We start from the raw sequence: 12,807 nt of genomic DNA, 5'->3' as shown, positions 1-12,807 counted from the left end.
TCAACGCCCGGGAAGCGACTCTGTCGCGGGGAGCGGCCCACCGGCGACCGGGACGGCCGTCGGCCGGGTCCGGCGCGTCCACAGCAGTGCGCCCACCAGCAGCGCCGCGGCGCCCACCAGCCACGGCAGCGGGCCGACCGGCAGGAAGCCGGCGACCAGGCCGGTCAGCGCGGCGACCGACTGGAGCGCGAGCGACTTCACCGACAGGGCGGTCGCGCGGACCGTGCTGTCGACGCGGTGGTGCAGCAGGTCGTTCTCGTTCGGGCCCGCCGCGCCGAGGCCGAGGTAGACAAGGCCGTAGCCGACGGCGGCGACTGCCGACGGGGCCGGGCCGCCGTCCCAGGCGGCCGTCACGCCGAGCAGCACCAGCCCGGTCGAGCCCACCCCGAGAGCGGCCAGGACCGCGTGCTCGCCGCTGCCCGTCAGCCGGGCCGCCAGTGGCGCGCAGTGGCTGCCGACGGCGGTGCACAGGAAGCCGGCGCAGGCGAGCGATGCGTACAGCACGGCACCGGACTCGGGCGCCCCGGTGAGCCGGGCCGCCCGCCCCGGGGTGAGGAGCTCGATGGCCGCGAGCGCCGCGCCGGCGGCGGCCGACGTCAGCAGAACCCGGCGGACCAGCGACTCCGTGACACCGAGCCGCAGCCCGTCCAGCATCGTCGCCGGGACGCCGCGCAGCACCCCGCGCAGCGTGGCGGGCGCTCGGGGCGGCTCCGGCAGGGCGGTCAGCACATACGCGACGTACCCGACGCCGACGGCCGCGCCCAGCAGGCCGGGGACCGAGAGCGGCAGCACGAGCCCGCCGGTCACGTCGGCCGGCCAGGCGACGGGGTCCGCGCCGAGGCTCAGCAGGAGCGGCAGGGCGCCGCCGACGAGGGTGCCGAGGGCGAGCGCGGCGGCGGCGGCCGTGCCACCGCGGGCGAGACCGGTGCGCAGTTCGGCGGCGAGTCCGGAGTGGGCCTGCACGGTGTCCACGTACCAGGCCTCCGCGGGGCCGCTGGACAGGGCGCGGCCCGAGCCCATCAGGAACATCGCGACGGCAAGTGCCCAGACCGTGGTGCCGAGCGCCATCATGGTCAGCGCGGACAGGTTGAGCAGGCCCGCGGCGGCCAGGACCGACCGGCGGCCGACGACGTCGGACAGTCCGCCGGTCGGCAGCTCCATCAGGGACACGGTGACCGAATGGACCGCGAACAGCCCGGCGACCACGGCGAGGCTCATGCCGCGCTCGGTCAGGAGCAGTACCTGGGACGGTATGTAGAGGCCGACCGGCAGCCAGAACAGGAAGGTGACGGCGACGAAGCGGTGGCGTGCGGCGCGCGGGTCCAACTGCCGTTTCACGAACGGTCCTCGGCATGGACGGCGAGGCCTGCGGCGAAGAGGACGACCTGCTCGGCGCGCGGATCGTCCTTGTCGCGGGCTGCCAGCTCGGTGACGGTTCGGTTGAAGGTCTCCCGCAGCTCCGTGAGCGCCTCGGGGGTCAGCCGCACCACCAGGTCGGTGAACCCGGACGGCTCCAGCCACTCGCCGCCGAGCCGTCCGGCGGCCAGGTCCTCCTGGTGCCTGGCGAGGGAACGCTCCAGATGGTCGAGCTGGGCGCGGCGTGAGACGTCGACGAACGCCCGTGCCTCCACGGAGCCGGCCATCGCGGCGTTGCTCCAGCTGGTGACCTCGTGCACCGCCTTCCACCGCCGCTCCCGGCCGTCGCGGTGCTCGGCCTCCTCGATGAACGCGTACTTGGCCAGCACCCGAAGGTGGTAGCTGGTCGACGCGGACGACTCGCCCGTCCTGACCGCCAGTTCACTCGCGGTCGCCGGGCCGTCCATGCGGAGCATGCCCAGCATGCGGATGCGCAGGGGGTGCGTCAGCGCCTTGAGCGCGGCGGCGTCCTCGCGGGGGTCGAGCACGCGGGCGCGATGCTCGTGGGGAAGGTCCTGGTCGGTCATGCGGTGAGCGTAGGGTGACCCACATACTTTGCCAAGAAGATTTTGCAAAAAATATTCGGTAGAGTCGGATCGACGCCCAGGAAGAAGGCGACGACACCGAGCAGAGCAACGACGGTCGTGATGGTCCAGGGCTTCGAGACGCTCGCCGCCTCCACCGTGGACAAGGTCGGCGAACGGTCATGGTGACGCACGACTCGGCGCCGGCACGGCGGGCGGAGAGGGTGGCGACCATCCGCAAGGGGCGCGTGACGGTGAAGCAGCAGACCCGGCTCTGAGCGGGCACCTGAAGACCGGGGCAGGGACCCGGCATCATCTTTGGTCCCTGCCCCGCCACTCAGCAGGACGGGAGGCCGAGGCCGCCGCGCTGACCCGGGTCGATCCAGACAGCGGAGAGGTAGCCGAAGCGGCCGTCGCTCCAGCGGACTCCGTACCAGAGGCGGCTCTCGGCCAGCTGCTCGTTGGTGTCGTCCGCCGAGTCATTGTCGTTGCCGTTGGTGGTACGGGCGCCCTGGGTGCGGCAGATGGCGGTCAGGTGGTCACCGGTGACCACCTCGGTGCCGGACAGGGCGCAGCCACGGGACGCGCAGAAGTTCTCCGTCACGGTGGACAGATAGGCCGGGGTGTCTTCCCGCATCCTGGTGCGGCCGTCCGTGACCTTGTTGAAGACCGTGAGCCGTTCCGCTCGGGGCTGCTGGGGCGGGGTGGCCGGAGATCCGCCGGACGTGCCGGAGCCGCCGGCAGCGGCCGTGCCGCCTGTGTTGCCTCCGCCCCCCGCGCCGCCTGCGTTCGCCCCGCGTTCCGAGCCTCCCGTGCCTCCCGTGCCGCCTGTGTTCGCCGAGCCTTCCGCGGGGCCTTTGGGCGGCGCCCCGATGGTGAAGAACGCCTCCACCGCGCGGCCGGTGCCGAGGTCGACGAGTTCGGTGCTGTACGTGCCGGGTGCGTCGCCCTTGCACGGCCACTTCCATGTCACCGAACCGTCCGCCCCGACCGTGCCGGTGTCCTTGCCCAGACGGTAGAAGGAGCCGTCGGGGCGGGCCGCCGACACCGAGTACTCCTCGCCGGGGGTGAAACCGGAGGAACGGTTGGACAGTTCGCCGCCGTCCGAGGTGCATGTGCCCGTCACCTCGAACCGCAGGGGCTCGGGCGGGGGCGCCGGTGGGTCGTTCTCGTGTCCGACGGAGGCGCACCGCGGGGTGTCCGGCGTCTGGTTGCGGACCAGATCGGACCACACCCAGCCCTCCTTGCCCGCATGGTCGCCCGAGGTGACCGTGACCTTGAACCACTTCGCCGACTTCTCGCCCGGAGGCGGTGTCGTGCTGACCCAACAGTTCATGGTCACGGTGGTGCCGTCGGTCAACTGCTCCAGCACGAGGCAGTCGAGGCCCCACGGGTTCTGCCCGACAGGCTTGTCCGCGCCTGCCTGGGGGCAGCTGCGGAGCATCACGGAGGTCGCGCCGTCCTTGGTGTCCTGTGGGCGGGTGTGGACCGAGGGAGTGGCTGCTGTGGCGTCGGCGGCCCGCTCGGTGCGGATCGGTTCGTCCGAAGCGCGGGCCGAGCATGCGGTGGCCGTCAGGGCCGCCAGCGCGGCCAGGCCCGCGAGGGTGGCGGTCGACCGCCGTCTGAGAGACATCGGGAACTCCTCGGGAGGCAGGGCGGGCGGGGCGGAGGGACGGCGCGCGGCCGGGTCAGCCGACGCTGTCGACGCGGAAGGTGGTGGTCACGGAACGGCCGGAGCCCTCATCGGTCGCGCGGGCCGTGTAGATGCCGGCCGTGTCGCCCTCCTGGCACATCCAGCGGGTGCGCAGGGAGCCCGCCGAGGTGGCGGTGTTCGAGTCACCGATCGTCAGCGGGTAGGGCCGGCCGTCCGGATCGGTGATGGAGATGGTGTACGTACCGCCGGGCGTGAAACCCGAGGAGCGGACGTCCAGTTGATCCCCGGCACGCGTACAGGTACCGGTGATGGACAGTTCGGGCGAGCCCTTGCCGTCACCGCCTCCGCCGTCGCCGGAGAGCAGTGCCGGTACGGCAGCGGCGGTTATGCCGCCGAGGGCCGCGACCATTGCCGCGACGACCGCGGGATGTCTCAGCCAGGGCCTTGGAACCGGCCGGGGGCCGGGCTCGGCGTCGTCGTCCGCGCCGGTCTCCTCGTCATCGGCGGTCTCCGTGGCGGGCGTGGTCGCACGCGCAACCGTCGGACGGCTGCCCGTGGCTCGTCCGGGTGCTGTCCTTGCGGCATGCTGCCCGGCAACGGTGCGGGCCCGGGTGAGGACGTCCGTGCCGCCCGTCACCGCGGCGGGCGCCGCCGGGGCACTTCCCAACTCGGCCCGCAGAAGGCGAAGCTCTTCGTCGTCGCAGCCCGGCACCGACAGCCAGGCGGCGGCCTCGAACCCCTTCCCCGGCTCCTTGACGGTCACGCGCACATAGGTGTGGGGATGAAGGGCAGGACGCTGTCGCACGAGTCCTTGGTAGAGGTCGTCAGGAATGATCAGTACCAGCGGGCGGTGCGGCAGCAGATCGAGTGCCCGGCGGCAGGGCTCGGAGTTCAGCAGACGCGCCACCGTGACCGGCGGTGCGCCGGTCAGGTTTCCCCTGACGATCTCGGAGTAGCCCTCGACCAGTGCCAGCCGCAGCTGCATACGGTACGGCTCGGCGAGGCGGCCGTTCTCCTGCTCCAGCTCGGTGCACAGCGCGGGGGCGTAACGCATGAGCAGGTCGAGTGCGGACGTGCCGTCGGCCCAGCGCATCAGCTCGCCGTCGCCGTGCCGCTGACGGAACACCTGCTCGCGCGACACCCGTCCGTCCCGGGCGGCACGGCGGCGGATGCCGTCCAGCGTCGTCAGGCTGCTCTCGTGGTCGTGGGGCTGGAGGCTGCTCCATCCGCGCAGGTCGTCCTGCGTGATCGGACGTGACGCCGGGCCCTCGTCGTACTGCTTGCTCATCGGCCGGTTTCCCCTCCTGTGGTGCGTACGCGGTCGAGAGGTGGGGGTGATGCATGGGCAGCCGGCACCAGGCGCGTGCTGCGTCGCAGCAGTATGGGCAGTGGGCGTGCGGATCGGGTGTTGCGGCCGTCAACTGACGGGATACGGAGGTGTGCAGGAGGCGGGATACGCGATGTCCCTGAGGCCCGGCAGGTCGCGCACCACCAGGCGGCGGGAGCCGGGATCGACGAGACCCAGTTCCCGCAGCGCGCGCATCGTCCGGTACGCGGTGCTCTCGCTTGCCCCTATCAGCGCACCCCATTCGACCTGGGTGAGGTCCACGCCGATGACCACGCTGTTGCCGTGGGACAGCCGCCCGTAGTCCTCCGCCATCTCCACGAGGACCCTGGCGAGTTTGACGCGGGAGCTCGAGCCCGTGTAGTCGACCCGCCGACGGGTCGCCGTGCGCAGCTTGCGCGCCACCGAGGCGGTGAGCGTCAAGGACACGGCGGGCAGGGCTTCCATGGTCCGCAGGAACGCGCCCCGTTCGAGCCTCAGGGCCACCAGCGGATCCCGGCCGCACACCTCGACGGTGGCGGTCCTGACCGCACCGTCGAGGGCGGCCAGCTCGCCGACCGCGTCACCCGCGACGCGCACCGCGAGCAGCGCGCGGCCGCCCCCGTCGGTGCGCGCACTGACCTTCGCGGTCGATGTCAGCAGCAGGTAGACGTCGCTCCCGTCGTCCCCCTCGCGGATGAGCGTCTCGGACCGGGCGAAGCGGACCACCGTCCCGGCGGTGGCGACGGTGTCCAGCTCGACGGAGTCCAGTTGGGCCAGAAAACTCGGGGCGGGCCAAGCGCTGCGGTACGTACGTGCGAAGGCGCGTACGTCCTCCACCGGGATCCGCTCCATGCTGCCCTCCGGCTGTCGGACCATACGACTTCAGCCAATGGAGCCATTGTCGCCGCCAGTTGCGGAGATGTCCCTGGATTTCCGTCATCACGGGCAGTTCCGCACCCGCGTCGGGCGCTGGTTACTCCTGTGTGGCGGAGAGCGCTGCGCGCAGGTGGCCCGAGGCTCGGGCGAGGAGCGTCGAGGCCGTCGAGGCGTCGACACCGCTGAGGATCACCAGGATCGCGTTCTTCACCTCGCCGTCCGTCGCCTCCAGCGCCGACTCGATCTCCTCGTCGGAGGCGCCCGTCGCCAGTGCCACGATGCGGCGGGACCTCGCGCGCAGCTTGTCGTTGGAGGCGCGGACGTCGACCATCAGGTTTCCGTAGGTCTTGCCGAGGCGGATCATCGTGATCGTTGAGATCATGTTGAGCACGAGCTTCTGTGCCGTGCCCGCCTTCAACCGGGTTGATCCGGTGAGGAGTTCCGGTCCGGTGACGACCTCGATCCCGTGGTCCGCGGCAGCGGCCAGCGCGCTGTCCGCGTTGCAGGACAGCCCGATGGTGAGCGCTCCAAGCCCGCGGGCGTGCTCCACCGCGCCGACCGCGTACGGCGTGCGGCCCGACGCCGAGATGCCGACGACCGTGTCGTCGGCGGTGAGCTCCAGCCCGTCCAGGTCGACGGCGGCGAGTTCCTTGCTGTCCTCCGCGCCCTCAACGGCCTCGACCATTGCGGTCGGCCCGCCCGCGATGAGACCCAGGACCTCGGACGGCTCGGTGTTGAAGGTGGGCGGGCACTCGCTGGCGTCCAGCACGCCAAGCCGGCCGGCCGTGCCGGCGCCCGCGTAGATCAGCCGGCCGCCGCGGGCCATGCGCTCCGCGGTGCCGTCGACGGCGGCGGCGATGGCGGGCAGCTGCGCGGCGACGGCGGCCGGGACGGTCTCGTCCTCGCCGTTCATGAGCCGCGCGATCTCGAGCGTCGGCAGCCGGTCGATGTCGGCGAGCTCGGGCCGGAACGCCTCGGTGGTCAAGCTGGCCAGCTGGGCGCGGAGTTCACCGTACGTGGAGGTCATGAAAGGCGGCTCGGCTTTCTCGGTGCGTGTGGGACTGGTTCAGCGGGTCAACGCCTGCGGGGGGTGTGGCGGTGCGCGAGGGCCTCGTAGGAGGCGGCGAGGGCAGGGGCCGCCGACTCGTACGTACGCTGGGCCACGCCTATGAACAGGCAGTCGACGACGAGCAGTTGGCTCGTCCGGGAGGACATGGCGGCGGGGCGGAGCTCGCTCTCGCGGGCGGTCGACGTGGTGAGGATGTGGTCGGCGTACTGCGAGACCGGGCCGTCGGGGCGGCCGGTGATCGCGATCGTCGTCGCGCCGCGGTCGAAGGCGACGCGCAGCGGCTCGATCACGTCACCCGTGGAGCCGGAGTGCGTGATCGCGATGGCCACGTCGCCGGAGCGCAGTTGTACGGCGTTGGTGACCGCGAGGTGCGGGTCGGTGTGGGCGTGCGCGATCAGACCGATCCGGAGCAGCTTCTGCGCGAGGTCCATGCCGACGAGGGAGGACGCGCCGGCGCCGTAGATGTCGATGCGGCGGGCCGTCGCCGCGGCGCTCACCGCGGCGCCGAGCTGGACGGTGTCGAGGCCGGCGGCGGTGTCGGCGAGGGTCTGCTGCTCGTCGTACGCGAGCTTGGCGACGACGTCCGCGATGGGGTCGTCGACGGCGATGTCGGTGGTGATGGCGGGGGCCCGCCCGGACTCCTGGTGCGCGGCGAGGCCGGCGAGTGCGAGGCGCAGGTCGCGGTAGCCGAGGTAGCCGAGCAGACGCGCCGTGCGGACCACGGTGGCCTCGCTGGTGCCGGTGAGCTCGGCTAGGCCGGTGACCGTGAGGGCCGCGCAGCCGGCCGGGTCGTCGGCGACGGCTTCGGCGACCCGCTGCATCGAGCGGGTCATGGACGGCGAGAGCGTGCGCACCTTGGCCGCGAGGGCGGCAGGGGCGGGAGCGTCGCCGATGAAACTTTCCTTCACTTGATTGGTCACACTTGAAAGGTATTTTCGCGTTTCGGCTGTCGTCAAGACCCGGAGACAATGGGTGCATGGACGACTCGAACCCCTTGGAGAAGGCCCTGCACACGGCCCGCGCACTGGTCCTCGCCGATCTGGCCGCCCGCGACGTCGCCGAGGCCACGGTCGTCTCCATGGTCGAGGACGCCGTCGCACACCGCCGCTGGTGGGTCGAGCAGTGGCCGGAGGGTGTGGCGTACGTCGCCGGTCTTGTCGCCCAGGACGTCCAGGACGCCCTGCTGGAGAAGCACGGCCGCTGGCCGCTCTGCCCCGTATGCGACGCGGGCGAACCGCATGCCCTGGACGTCGAACCGGAGCTCGGTCCCGACCCGCACTGGGTGTGCGCCAAGGCGGGTGTGGTGGTGGCCCCCATAGGCGGGCTGCGGTGACGGTCTACATCGACCCGCCGACCTGGCCGGGGCACGGCCGTATGTGGTCGCACCTGGTCAGCGACGTGTCGTTCGAGGAACTCCACGCCTTCGCCGCCGGGATCGGCTGCCCGTCACGCGCCTTCGAACGGGACCACTACGACGTCCCCTCGCACCGGTACGCGGACGCCGTTGCGGCAGGCGCGGTGGAGGTGTCGAGCCGTGACGTGGTCAGGCTTCTGACGGCGGCGGGGCTGCGCAGGCCCAAGGGGCGGCAGGTCTGACCGCGGTCGCGCGTGCGCCGTGCGCACGGGCCGGTCACCGGCGGCCGACCCGGCCACCACCCCGGTGACCTGCCGTGCAGCCGGGTCGCCACCATGGCGGCGGCGATCGCGACGGCCGTCGTTGCCGCACCCGCCCAGGCCGTCGAAGCGAAGCCGAGGTCCGCGTCGATTGGCCACGCCGCCGAGCCACGGACCTCCCGTGTTTTTGAGGTTGAAGGTTCCTCGTCCGGGCCGCCGGCTCAGGTCCGGCCTCCGCCCGGCTCAGGATGCCGCGAGCAGCTCCAGCTCGACCGTGATGTTGTGGCGTGCCCGCTCCTCCCACTCGCGCTGCCCGTGCGGCGTGCGGAACAGGTGCGGCAGCCCGAGCAACTGCCGGAGCACTCCGGCGCGGCCGTCGCGGAAGGTCTCCTCGGGGACGAAGGCGTACTCCTCGCGGACGGCCGCCGCGTATGCGGCGTACGCGTCCGGGGCGGCAGCCAGGACCGCGAGGTCGGCGTCGCACAGCACCTGGCCGTTGCGGTCGGCCGCGTCGGGGTCGTGGGTGACGGTGAGGCGGACCAGGCGGGCGACCTCGGCGGTGGCCCCGTCGCTCACACCGGCCTCGGGAAGCGCCCGCTCGGCGAGGCGGGCGGAGCGCTCCTCGTTCGCCGAGCGGTCGGGCAGGTAGACCGCGTCGTGGAACCAGGCGGCGAGGCGGACGAGCGCGGGGTCGTCCGCGTACTGCTCGAGCTCGTCGATCCGGTCCAGGACGGCGACGAGGTGATCGGTGGTGTGGTACTGGCGTTGGGGCTCGGCCCAGCGGGCGAGCAGGTTGTCGGCGTACGCGTACGGGTCGATCGCGCAGTCCTCGCTGTCCCGGGCGGCGAGCAGGGCGCGGAGCCAGCGGCTGCGGAGGTCCTCGTGAGCGGGGTGCTGCGGAACGGCGGCCATGCCACTCATTCTGCCTGCCGGCGGCCGGCACTCGGGCGGCCCCGGCCACGTGCGCACCGGGGCCGGAACCGGTCCGTCATCCGGCCTTGAAGCCGCGCAGACGCAGGGAGTTGCCGACGACGAAGACGGAGGAGAAGGCCATCGCGGCTCCGGCGATCATCGGGTTGAGGAGGCCGGCGGCGGCGAGGGGGAGGGCGGCGACGTTGTAGGCGAACGCCCAGAAGAGGTTGGAGCGGATGGTGCCGAGGGTGCGCCGGGAGAGGCGGATGGCGTCGGCGGCGGCGTTGAGGTCGCCGCGGACGAGGGTGAGGTCGCCGGCCTCGATCGCGGCGTCGGTGCCGGTGCCCATGGCAAGGCCCAGGTCGGCCTGGGCGAGGGCGGCGGCGTCGTTGACGCCGTCACCGACCATGGCGACGCTGCGGCCCTCGGCCTGGAGCTTCTTGACGACGTTCACCTTGTCCTCGGGCATGACCTCGGCGATGACCTCGTCGATGCCGACCTCGGCGGCGACGCTCTTGGCGACGGCCTCGTTGTCGCCGGTGAGCAGGATGGGAGTGAGGCCGAGGGCGCGCAGGCGGCGGACGGCTGCGGCGCTGGTGTCCTTGACGGCGTCGGCCACTTCGAGGACGGCGCGGGCCTCGCCGTCCCAGGCGACGGTGATCGCGGTGCGGCCGGCGGCCTCGGCGTCGTGCCTGGCGCGGCCGAGGTCGGCAGGCAGCTCCGTCGCCCAATCCTGGAGGAGTCTTTCGCGGCCGACGAGGACGGCGTGTCCGTCGACGACGCCCTGGACGCCGAGACCGGGGATGTTGGCGAAGTCCTCGGGGGCGGGCAGGGCGCCGACCTTGTCCATCGCCCCGGTGGCGACGGCCTGGGCGATGGGGTGCTCGGAGGCGTGCTCCAACGCGCCCGCCAGGCGCAGCACTTCGGTCTCGGTGGTGGTGCCGGTGGTGTGGACGGCGAGGAGCGTCATGCTGCCGGTGGTGACGGTGCCGGTCTTGTCGAGCACGATCGTGTCGACCTTGCGAGTGCTCTCGAGTACCTCGGGGCCCTTGATCAGGATGCCGAGCTGGGCACCTCGTCCGGTGCCGACCATCAGCGCGGTCGGGGTGGCCAGGCCCAGGGCGCAGGGGCAGGCGATGATCAGTACGGCGACGGCGGCGGTGAACGCGGCGGTCAGGTCGGAGCCGTTGCCGAGCCAGAAGCCGAGCGTGCCCAGCGCGAGCGCGATGACGACGGGGACGAACACGGCGGAGATCCTGTCGGCCAGACGCTGGGCGGCGGCCTTGCCGTTCTGCGCGTCCTCGACCAGCTTCGCCATCCGGGCGAGCTGTGTGTCGGCCCCGACCCGGGTGGCCTCGACGACGAGCCGGCCGCCGGCGTTCAGCGTCGCTCCGGTGACGACGTCGCCGACGGAGACCTCGACGGGCACGGACTCGCCGGTGAGCATCGACGCGTCCACGGCGGAGGAGCCTTCGACGACCGTGCCGTCGGTGGCGATCTTCTCCCCGGGGCGTACCAGGAACCGGTCACCGACCTGCAACTGCGCGGTCGGGATCGTCTCCTGCCGGTCGCCGCGCAGCAGGGTGACCTCCTTGGCGCCCAGCTCCAGCAGCGCCTTCAGGGCGGCGCCCGCCTTGCGCTTGGAACGGGCCTCGAAGTACCGCCCGGCCAGTATGAACGCGGTGACGCCCGCGGCGGCTTCCAGGTAGATGTTCCCCGCGCCGTCACTGCGGGCGATCGTGAACTCGAAGGGGTGCGTCATGCCGGGCGTGCCGGCGGTGCCGAAGAACAGCGCCCACAGCGACCACAGGAACGCCGCCGAGGTGCCAACCGAGATCAGCGTGTCCATCGTCGCCGCACCGTGCCTGGCGTTGGTCCACGCAGCGCGGTGGAACGGCCAGGCCGCGTAGGTGACGACCGGCGCGGCCAGGGTCAGGCTCAACCACTGCCAGTACTCGATCTGCAGCGCGGGGACCATGGCCGTCGCGATCACCGGCACGGCCAGGACCATGGCGGTGATCAGCCGCCGGCGGAGCGGCCGCAGCTCCTCATCCGCCTTGTCCTCGTCCCCCGTCTGCGCCTGCGCCCGGGCCTGCGGAGGCGGTGGGGGCGCGGGCTCGGCGGCGGTGTACCCGGTCGCCTCGACCGTGCCGATGAGGTCGGCGACCTGGACGCCTTCGGCGAAGGTCACCTTCGCCTTCTCCGTCGCATAGTTGACGGTCGCCTCGACGCCGTCCATGCGGTTGAGCTTCTTCTCGATACGGGCGGCGCACGAGGCGCAGGTCATGCCACCGATGACGAGCTCGACGGAGCGGGATTCGGTCGTGGTGGTTGTCTGCGGCATGACGCCCCTCCCTGAGATTCATACCCCTAGGGGGTATACATGACGCCTCCATGTATACCTCCGGCCCGTACAGGATGCAAGGCCGGTCATGGGGCAGGGATCACCATGTGGCTGTCGCCGTGCCCATGGAGCATTAGGCTGGCCATTGGACTAGACCTGTCGCAGCTGGAGGAATGGGTCCCATGAGCAGCAACCGTGCACTCCTGGAGGTGATCGCCCTCGACGCCGAGGACGCGGTCGCCGCCCGGTCCGGAGGGGCCGACCGGCTGGAGCTGGTCACCGACATGGCCGCGGACGGGCTGACGCCGCCGGTCGCCGCCTTCAGGGCGATCCGCGCGGCGGTCGACATCCCGCTGCGGACGATGCTCCGCCTCGCCGACGGCTTCTCGGCCGGCGGACCGGAGCAAGCGGACGCCCTCGTACGCGCGGCGGAAGCGCTGAGGGAGGCGGGCGCCGACGAGTTCGTGCTCGGCTTCCTCGACGACCACGGGCAGCCGGACCTCGTCACGGTCGAGCGGCTGCTGGCGGTGCTGGACGGCTGCTCGTGGACGTTCCACCGCGCGATCGACCGGGTGGCGGACCGGGACGCGCTGCGGAAGCAGCTCGCCGACCTGCCCGGGCTGGACACGTATCTGACGGCCGGGTCCGCGACGGGCGTCGACGACGGCCTCCCGACGTTGCTCGCGGAGGCGGCGCGGGCGGGCGAACCGGGCTACGAGCCCCGCCTCCTGGTCGGCGGCGGCCTCCGTCTCGAGCACGTGCCGCGCCTGATGGCCGGTGGGGTGACGGCCTTCCACATCGGGGGTGCGGCGAGGCCGGGCGGCTGGGCGGCGCCTGTGGACGCGGCGGCGGTCCGCGAGTGGCGCGAGGCGCTGGACGCGTAGGGCGCCTGTTCGAGCGGGCCGCGTCGAGTGGGCGCTGTACGGGTGTTCCCTCCCCGCCCCTTCCCGGCCCGTGGCTTCGCCCCGCCCCCTTCCCGGCCCGTGGCTTCGCCCCGCCCCCTTCCCGGCCCGTGGCTTCGCCCCGCCCCTCCCCGCCCCTTCCCGGCCCGGGGCTTCGCCCGGCCCGTAC

At 72.5% G+C, this 12,807-nt stretch carries 12 protein-coding genes and 1 pseudogene; 4 read left to right on the top strand and 9 right to left on the bottom strand.

The features are described from left to right. Both IE198_RS21455 and IE198_RS21450 read right to left on the bottom strand, forming a co-directional pair. On the bottom strand, nt 1-1,338 hold the full coding sequence (locus tag IE198_RS21455) for an MFS transporter (protein ID WP_229834183.1): 1,338 nt from the start codon (nt 1,336-1,338) through the stop codon (nt 1-3). Next, nucleotides 1,335-1,943 carry an ArsR/SmtB family transcription factor gene (locus tag IE198_RS21450; RefSeq protein ID WP_189889036.1) on the bottom strand — a complete coding sequence of 203 codons (609 nt, stop codon included), beginning with the start codon at nt 1,941-1,943 and terminating at the stop codon, nt 1,335-1,337. The genes IE198_RS21455 and IE198_RS21450 overlap by 4 nt, the downstream gene beginning before the upstream one ends. A gap of 170 nt (nt 1,944-2,113) precedes the next feature. On the opposite strand from IE198_RS21450, the pseudogene IE198_RS21445 reads away from it, so the two are divergent. Further along, nucleotides 2,114-2,218: pseudogene (locus tag IE198_RS21445) on the top strand (ABC transporter ATP-binding protein); the annotation flags it as partial. 59 nt (nt 2,219-2,277) lie between these two features. On the opposite strand, the gene IE198_RS21440 reads toward IE198_RS21445, so the two are convergent. From IE198_RS21440 to IE198_RS21420, 5 genes are all read right to left on the bottom strand, one after another. After that, nucleotides 2,278-3,573, bottom strand: a complete 1,296-nt coding sequence (locus IE198_RS21440; protein ID WP_189889034.1) for a hypothetical protein — start codon at nt 3,571-3,573, stop codon at nt 2,278-2,280. A gap of 55 nt (nt 3,574-3,628) precedes the next feature. Beyond that, nucleotides 3,629-4,882 (bottom strand): hypothetical protein, encoded by a 1,254-nt coding sequence (locus IE198_RS21435; protein ID WP_189889032.1) that lies wholly within the window; start codon nt 4,880-4,882, stop codon nt 3,629-3,631. Nucleotides 4,883-5,011: 129 nt separating this feature from the next. Next, nucleotides 5,012-5,797, bottom strand: coding sequence for a Crp/Fnr family transcriptional regulator (locus IE198_RS21430; RefSeq protein WP_189889030.1), 786 nt, complete (start codon nt 5,795-5,797; stop codon nt 5,012-5,014). Between the two features lie 97 nt (nt 5,798-5,894). Continuing rightward, nucleotides 5,895-6,824 carry an N-acetylmuramic acid 6-phosphate etherase gene (gene murQ / locus IE198_RS21425; protein ID WP_189889028.1) on the bottom strand — a complete coding sequence of 310 codons (930 nt, stop codon included), beginning with the start codon at nt 6,822-6,824 and terminating at the stop codon, nt 5,895-5,897. 47 nt (nt 6,825-6,871) lie between these two features. Continuing rightward, entirely contained in the window at nt 6,872-7,786 is a 915-nt protein-coding gene (locus IE198_RS21420) for a MurR/RpiR family transcriptional regulator (RefSeq protein WP_189889026.1), read from the bottom strand. Between the two features lie 56 nt (nt 7,787-7,842). On the opposite strand from IE198_RS21420, the gene IE198_RS21415 reads away from it, so the two are divergent. Further along, nucleotides 7,843-8,199, top strand: coding sequence for a DUF8819 family protein (locus tag IE198_RS21415; protein ID WP_189889024.1), 357 nt, complete (start codon nt 7,843-7,845; stop codon nt 8,197-8,199). After that, nucleotides 8,196-8,462: a DUF4031 domain-containing protein gene (locus IE198_RS21410; protein WP_189889022.1), complete on the top strand. Its 267-nt coding sequence runs from the start codon at nt 8,196-8,198 to the stop codon at nt 8,460-8,462. The genes IE198_RS21415 and IE198_RS21410 overlap by 4 nt, the downstream gene beginning before the upstream one ends. 261 nt (nt 8,463-8,723) lie before the next feature. Here the strand turns inward: IE198_RS21410 and IE198_RS21405 are convergent, their stop codons facing one another. Further along, nucleotides 8,724-9,392, bottom strand: a complete 669-nt coding sequence (locus IE198_RS21405; protein ID WP_189889021.1) for an HD domain-containing protein — start codon at nt 9,390-9,392, stop codon at nt 8,724-8,726. A gap of 76 nt (nt 9,393-9,468) precedes the next feature. Beyond that, entirely contained in the window at nt 9,469-11,736 is a 2,268-nt protein-coding gene (locus IE198_RS21400) for a heavy metal translocating P-type ATPase (RefSeq protein ID WP_189889019.1), read from the bottom strand. A 182-nt stretch (nt 11,737-11,918) separates the two neighbouring features. Between IE198_RS21400 and IE198_RS21395 the strand changes: the two genes are divergently transcribed. Next, nucleotides 11,919-12,620, top strand: coding sequence for a copper homeostasis protein CutC (locus IE198_RS21395; RefSeq protein ID WP_189889017.1), 702 nt, complete (start codon nt 11,919-11,921; stop codon nt 12,618-12,620). Nucleotides 12,621-12,807 lie beyond the last annotated feature (187 nt).

The sequence above is a fragment of the Streptomyces xantholiticus genome (genome assembly GCF_014651015.1).
In the GTDB taxonomy this organism is placed as follows: Bacteria; Actinomycetota; Actinomycetes; order Streptomycetales; family Streptomycetaceae; genus Streptomyces; species Streptomyces xantholiticus.
This window is presented reverse-complemented; position numbering and strand designations above follow the sequence as displayed.

What these genes read in the sequence shown, in the direction of transcription:
- IE198_RS21450 (WP_189889036.1), bottom strand. Translation starts at nt 1,943, where the DNA reads ATGACCGACCAGGACCTTCCCCACGAGCATCGCGCCCGCGTGCTCGAC.
- IE198_RS21440 (WP_189889034.1), bottom strand. Translation starts at nt 3,573, where the DNA reads ATGTCTCTCAGACGGCGGTCGACCGCCACCCTCGCGGGCCTGGCCGCG.
- IE198_RS21435 (WP_189889032.1), bottom strand. Translation starts at nt 4,882, where the DNA reads ATGAGCAAGCAGTACGACGAGGGCCCGGCGTCACGTCCGATCACGCAG.
- IE198_RS21430 (WP_189889030.1), bottom strand. Translation starts at nt 5,797, where the DNA reads ATGGTCCGACAGCCGGAGGGCAGCATGGAGCGGATCCCGGTGGAGGAC.
- murQ (WP_189889028.1), bottom strand. Translation starts at nt 6,824, where the DNA reads ATGACCTCCACGTACGGTGAACTCCGCGCCCAGCTGGCCAGCTTGACC.
- IE198_RS21415 (WP_189889024.1), top strand. Translation starts at nt 7,843, where the DNA reads ATGGACGACTCGAACCCCTTGGAGAAGGCCCTGCACACGGCCCGCGCA.
- IE198_RS21405 (WP_189889021.1), bottom strand. Translation starts at nt 9,392, where the DNA reads ATGGCCGCCGTTCCGCAGCACCCCGCTCACGAGGACCTCCGCAGCCGC.
- IE198_RS21400 (WP_189889019.1), bottom strand. Translation starts at nt 11,736, where the DNA reads ATGCCGCAGACAACCACCACGACCGAATCCCGCTCCGTCGAGCTCGTC.
- IE198_RS21395 (WP_189889017.1), top strand. Translation starts at nt 11,919, where the DNA reads ATGAGCAGCAACCGTGCACTCCTGGAGGTGATCGCCCTCGACGCCGAG.